This is a genomic window from Clavibacter michiganensis, assembly GCF_002151125.1.
In the GTDB taxonomy this organism is placed as follows: Bacteria; Actinomycetota; Actinomycetes; order Actinomycetales; family Microbacteriaceae; genus Clavibacter; species Clavibacter michiganensis_C.
Map to the genome: position 1 here is coordinate 1 of NZ_MDJZ01000014.1, position 5,902 is coordinate 5,902.

Annotated in this window: 3 rRNA genes; all 3 read left to right on the top strand. The window is 54.8% G+C overall.

Annotation, left to right across the window (positions count from 1 at the left end):
• The first annotated feature begins 525 nt into the window (after positions 1 to 525).
• The 3 genes from BFL37_RS07800 (at position 526) to rrf (ending at position 5,827) form a co-directional block, all read left to right on the top strand.
• Positions 526 to 2,046 (top strand): 16S ribosomal RNA (locus BFL37_RS07800).
• Between the two features lie 426 nt (positions 2,047 to 2,472).
• Positions 2,473 to 5,592 (top strand): 23S ribosomal RNA (locus BFL37_RS07805).
• Positions 5,593 to 5,710: 118 nt separating this feature from the next.
• Positions 5,711 to 5,827: ribosomal RNA gene (gene rrf, locus BFL37_RS07810) — 5S ribosomal RNA — on the top strand.
• Together the 16S, 23S and 5S rRNA genes form the textbook arrangement of a ribosomal RNA operon.
• The last annotated feature ends 75 nt before the right edge of the window (positions 5,828 to 5,902 follow it).

Consider the following 5,902-nt stretch of genomic DNA (forward strand, 5'->3'; position numbering starts at 1 on the left):
CCGTCGCGACACGCCCGGGATGCGGGTTGTTTTGCGGGGGTGGGGTGGTCCGCGTAATGTCTCCTCTTGTCGCCGGAACGGGCGGGGAGCGAAAAGCTTCCGGAGCTGTTCTGGCGGGTGATGATCCTGGTGAAACAGAAGTTGCCGCGGCTTACGGGTTGCGTGTTTACCATCAACTGAGCTAGGGTCTGATTCTGCTTCCGACGTGTGTGCTGGGCCTTCTGGTCTGGATCACTCCCACGGGGAGCGGTGGAGTGTGAGCTCCGATGGCTGGCTGTGATGGTCGGTGTCGGGAGCGTCCGTTCCTTGAGAACTCAACAGCGTGCACAATGTCAAATGCCAAATACCCGTTGCGGGTGTCCTTTGGATGCTCGTTTCGGATTCCTTTGGAATACATTTAAACAAACAAGCAAGTCAGTAATGATTTGTTCTGTCGGTTTCAAACTTGCTGGTTCGTGTTCGATTCCCGTTCATGTTCCGGCTTTAGATGTGCCGATCGCTTTCGGGTGGTCGTGCGTTTAAGCATTTATGGAGAGTTTGATCCTGGCTCAGGACGAACGCTGGCGGCGTGCTTAACACATGCAAGTCGAACGGTGATGTCAGAGCTTGCTCTGGCGGATCAGTGGCGAACGGGTGAGTAACACGTGAGTAACCTGCCCCCGACTCTGGGATAACTGCTAGAAATGGTAGCTAATACCGGATATGACGACTGGCCGCATGGTCTGGTCGTGGAAAGAATTTCGGTTGGGGATGGACTCGCGGCCTATCAGGTTGTTGGTGAGGTAATGGCTCACCAAGCCTACGACGGGTAGCCGGCCTGAGAGGGTGACCGGCCACACTGGGACTGAGACACGGCCCAGACTCCTACGGGAGGCAGCAGTGGGGAATATTGCACAATGGGCGAAAGCCTGATGCAGCAACGCCGCGTGAGGGATGACGGCCTTCGGGTTGTAAACCTCTTTTAGTAGGGAAGAAGCGAAAGTGACGGTACCTGCAGAAAAAGCACCGGCTAACTACGTGCCAGCAGCCGCGGTAATACGTAGGGTGCAAGCGTTGTCCGGAATTATTGGGCGTAAAGAGCTCGTAGGCGGTTTGTCGCGTCTGCTGTGAAATCCCGAGGCTCAACCTCGGGTCTGCAGTGGGTACGGGCAGACTAGAGTGCGGTAGGGGAGATTGGAATTCCTGGTGTAGCGGTGGAATGCGCAGATATCAGGAGGAACACCGATGGCGAAGGCAGATCTCTGGGCCGTAACTGACGCTGAGGAGCGAAAGCATGGGGAGCGAACAGGATTAGATACCCTGGTAGTCCATGCCGTAAACGTTGGGAACTAGATGTGGGGACCATTCCACGGTCTCCGTGTCGCAGCTAACGCATTAAGTTCCCCGCCTGGGGAGTACGGCCGCAAGGCTAAAACTCAAAGGAATTGACGGGGGCCCGCACAAGCGGCGGAGCATGCGGATTAATTCGATGCAACGCGAAGAACCTTACCAAGGCTTGACATATACCGGAAACGTGCAGAGATGTGCGCCCCGCAAGGTCGGTATACAGGTGGTGCATGGTTGTCGTCAGCTCGTGTCGTGAGATGTTGGGTTAAGTCCCGCAACGAGCGCAACCCTCGTTCTATGTTGCCAGCACGTAATGGTGGGAACTCATAGGAGACTGCCGGGGTCAACTCGGAGGAAGGTGGGGATGACGTCAAATCATCATGCCCCTTATGTCTTGGGCTTCACGCATGCTACAATGGCCGGTACAAAGGGCTGCGATACCGTAAGGTGGAGCGAATCCCAAAAAGCCGGTCTCAGTTCGGATTGAGGTCTGCAACTCGACCTCATGAAGTCGGAGTCGCTAGTAATCGCAGATCAGCAACGCTGCGGTGAATACGTTCCCGGGCCTTGTACACACCGCCCGTCAAGTCATGAAAGTCGGTAACACCCGAAGCCAGTGGCCTAACCGCAAGGGAGGAGCTGTCGAAGGTGGGATCGGTGATTAGGACTAAGTCGTAACAAGGTAGCCGTACCGGAAGGTGCGGCTGGATCACCTCCTTTCTAAGGAGCATGTGCACCTCTCCTCTGTATACAGGGAGATCACGGGTGCCAAGTCACGCGTCAGGCGTATGTCCTGGCGGTGGCGCTCATGGGTGGAACATTGACATTGATGCCGGCTGATGTGTCGGGCTGCTAGTACGCCTCCTTGTGGGGTGGGAACGTGGTTCGGTGTGTCGAGGGCATGTTGCACGCTGTTGGGTCCTGAGGGACCGGGCCGCACCTTTCTGGTGTGTCTGGTTTCTTGTCGGACCCTTTCCGTCGTCCTTGGAGGATGGCGGTGGGGTACCGCCCGTATATTGAGAACTACACAGTGGACGCGAGCATCTTAGATTCACCGGTTTTCCGGTGGATCACAAAGATCTATTTATAGATCATTGGTCAATTCTGTCTCCTCTAGGGGAGGCGAAACGATTCAATCTCATGTGATTTCAAGATTCTAAGAGCAAACGGTGGATGCCTTGGCATCTGGAGCCGAAGAAGGACGTATAAATCTGCGATAAGCCTCGGGGAGCTGATAATAGAGCTTTGATCCGAGGATCTCCGAATGGGGAAACCCCGCCAGGCCCTTTGGGTGACCTGGTGACTCCCGCCTGAATATATAGGGCGGGTAGAGGGAACGTGGGGAAGTGAAACATCTCAGTACCCACAGGAAGAGAAAGCAAAAGCGATTCCGTTAGTAGTGGCGAGCGAAACCGGAAGAGGCCAAACCGATCATGTGTGATATCCGGTAGGAGTTGCATGGTCGGGGTTGCGGGACTTTTCGTACAGTTCTACCGAGCTGTGAGGGCAATGAGCGCGATATAGACGAATGGTCTTGAAAGGCCAGTCATAGAGGGTGCGAACCCCGTAGTCGAAATGTCGTCGCCTGTCCGGAGAGTATCCCAAGTAGCACGGGGCCCGAGAAATCCCGTGTGAATCTGTCAGGACCACCTGATAAGCCTAAATACTCCCAGATGACCGATAGCGGACAAGTACCGTGAGGGAAAGGTGAAAAGTACCCCGGGAGGGGAGTGAAATAGTACCTGAAACCGTTTGCTTACAATCCGTTGGAGCACCCTTGTTGGTGTGACAGCGTGCCTTTTGAAGAATGAGCCTGCGAGTTAGTGATATGTGGCGAGGTTAACCCGTGAGGGGCAGCCGTAGCGAAAGCGAGTCTTAATAGGGCGAATGAGTCGCATGTTCTAGACCCGAAGCGAAGTGATCTATCCATGGCCAGGTTGAAGCGACGGTAAGACGTCGTGGAGGACCGAACCCACTTCAGTTGAAAATGGAGGGGATGAGCTGTGGATAGGGGTGAAAGGCCAATCAAACTTCGTGATAGCTGGTTCTCTCCGAAATGCATTTAGGTGCAGCGTTGCGTGTTTCTTGCCGGAGGTAGAGCTACTGGATGGACGATGGGCCCCAAAAGGTTACTGACTTCAGCCAAACTCCGAATGCCGGTAAGTGAGAGCGCAGCAGTGAGACGGTGGGGGATAAGCTTCATCGTCGAGAGGGAAACAACCCAGACCACCATCTAAGGTCCCTAAGCGCGTGCTAAGTGGGAAAGGATGTGGAGTTGCATAGACAACCAGGAGGTTGGCTTAGAAGCAGCCACCCTTGAAAGAGTGCGTAATAGCTCACTGGTCAAGTGATTCCGCGCCGACAATGTAACGGGGCTCAAGCACGCCACCGAAGTTGTGGCATTTATATTATAGGCAGGCCTTCGTGGTCCAGCCGTATGGATGGGTAGGAGAGCGTCGTGTGGCCAGCGAAGCGGCGGTGTGAACCAGCCGTGGAGGCCACACGAGTGAGAATGCAGGCATGAGTAGCGAAAGACGGGTGAGAAACCCGTCCTCCGAAAGACCAAGGGTTCCAGGGCCAGGCTAATCCGCCCTGGGTAAGTCGGGACCTAAGGCGAGGCCGACAGGCGTAGTCGATGGACAACGGGTTGATATTCCCGTACCGATGAAGAACCGCCCAAGACAATCCAGTAATGCTAAGTGTCTGAATCCTTGATTCGATCCCTTCGGGGTGACGGTCTTGGCCTAGCACACGACCCTACGCTGGGGCGTTTAGCGTATTAACAGGTGTGACGCAGGAAGGTAGCTGAGCCGGGCGATGGTTGTCCCGGTCTAAGGATGTAGGGCAGAAGATAGGCAAATCCGTCTTCTATGTAGCCTGAGACCCGATGGGTAGTCCTCACGGACAAAATCAGTGATCCTATGCTGCCGAGAAAAGCATCGACGCGAGGTTCCAATCGCCCGTACCCCAAACCGACTCAGGTGGTCAGGTAGAGAATACTAAGGAGATCGAGAGAATCGTGGTTAAGGAACTCGGCAAAATGCCCCCGTAACTTCGGGAGAAGGGGGGCCTGAGGCGTGTAGGGATTTACTCCTGAAGCGTTTGAAGGCCGCAGAGACCAGTGGGAAGCGACTGTTTACTAAAAACACAGGTCCGTGCTAAGTCGCAAGACGATGTATACGGACTGACGCCTGCCCGGTGCTGGAAGGTTAAGAGGAACGGTTAGTCCGCAAGGGCGAAGCTGAGAATTTAAGCCCCAGTAAACGGCGGTGGTAACTATAACCATCCTAAGGTAGCGAAATTCCTTGTCGGGTAAGTTCCGACCTGCACGAATGGCGTAACGACTTCCCAGCTGTCTCAACCGCGAACTCGGCGAAATTGCACTACGAGTAAAGATGCTCGTTACGCGCAGCAGGACGGAAAGACCCCGTGACCTTTACTACAGCTTGGTATTGGTGTTCGGTGTGGCTTGTGTAGGATAGGTGGGAGACTGTGAAGCTCGGACGCTAGTTCGGGTGGAGTCATTGTTGAAATACCACTCTGGTCACTCTGGATATCTAACTTCGAACCGTAATCCGGTTCAGGGACAGTGCCTGGTGGGTAGTTTAACTGGGGCGGTTGCCTCCTAAAAAGTAACGGAGGCGCCCAAAGGTTCCCTCAACCTGGTTGGTAATCAGGTGTCGAGTGTAAGTGCACAAGGGAGCTTGACTGTGAGACTGACAAGTCGAGCAGGGACGAAAGTCGGGACTAGTGATCCGGCAGTGGCTTGTGGAAGCGCTGTCGCTCAACGGATAAAAGGTACCTCGGGGATAACAGGCTGATCTTGCCCAAGAGTCCATATCGACGGCATGGTTTGGCACCTCGATGTCGGCTCGTCGCATCCTGGGGCTGGAGTAGGTCCCAAGGGTTGGGCTGTTCGCCCATTAAAGCGGTACGCGAGCTGGGTTTAGAACGTCGTGAGACAGTTCGGTCCCTATCCGCTGCGCGCGTAGGAAATTTGAGAAGATCTATCCCTAGTACGAGAGGACCGGGATGGACGAACCTCTGGTGTGTCAGTTGTTCCGCCAGGAGCACCGCTGATTAGCTACGTTCGGAACGGATAACCGCTGAAAGCATCTAAGCGGGAAGCCGGCTTCGAGATGAGATTTCCATCCCTTTTAGGGTGAAGGCTCCCGGCTAGACTACCGGGTTGATAGGCAGGATGTGGAAGCGAGGACTAAAGACTCGTGGAGCTGACCTGTACTAATAAGCCGATATCTTGAAAACACTTTGCTTGCGTCCACTATGTGGTTCCCGATATACGGTCGGGTACTAATTGAACAACCAGCTTGACTGGTCGATTCATCACAGTTTTCATGCCCCTGTGTGGGTGTGTATGAGGTGTTTCGGCGGCCATAGCGAGAGGGAAACGCCCGGTCACATTCCGAACCCGGAAGCTAAGACTCTCAGCGCCGATGGTACTGCAGGGGGGACCCTGTGGGAGAGTAGGACACCGCCGGACTTGATTTGGTAGTAACGGGAAGGCCCGTCGCACATCGTGCGACGGGCCTTCTCGCGTTAACGCCCGCTGCATCGA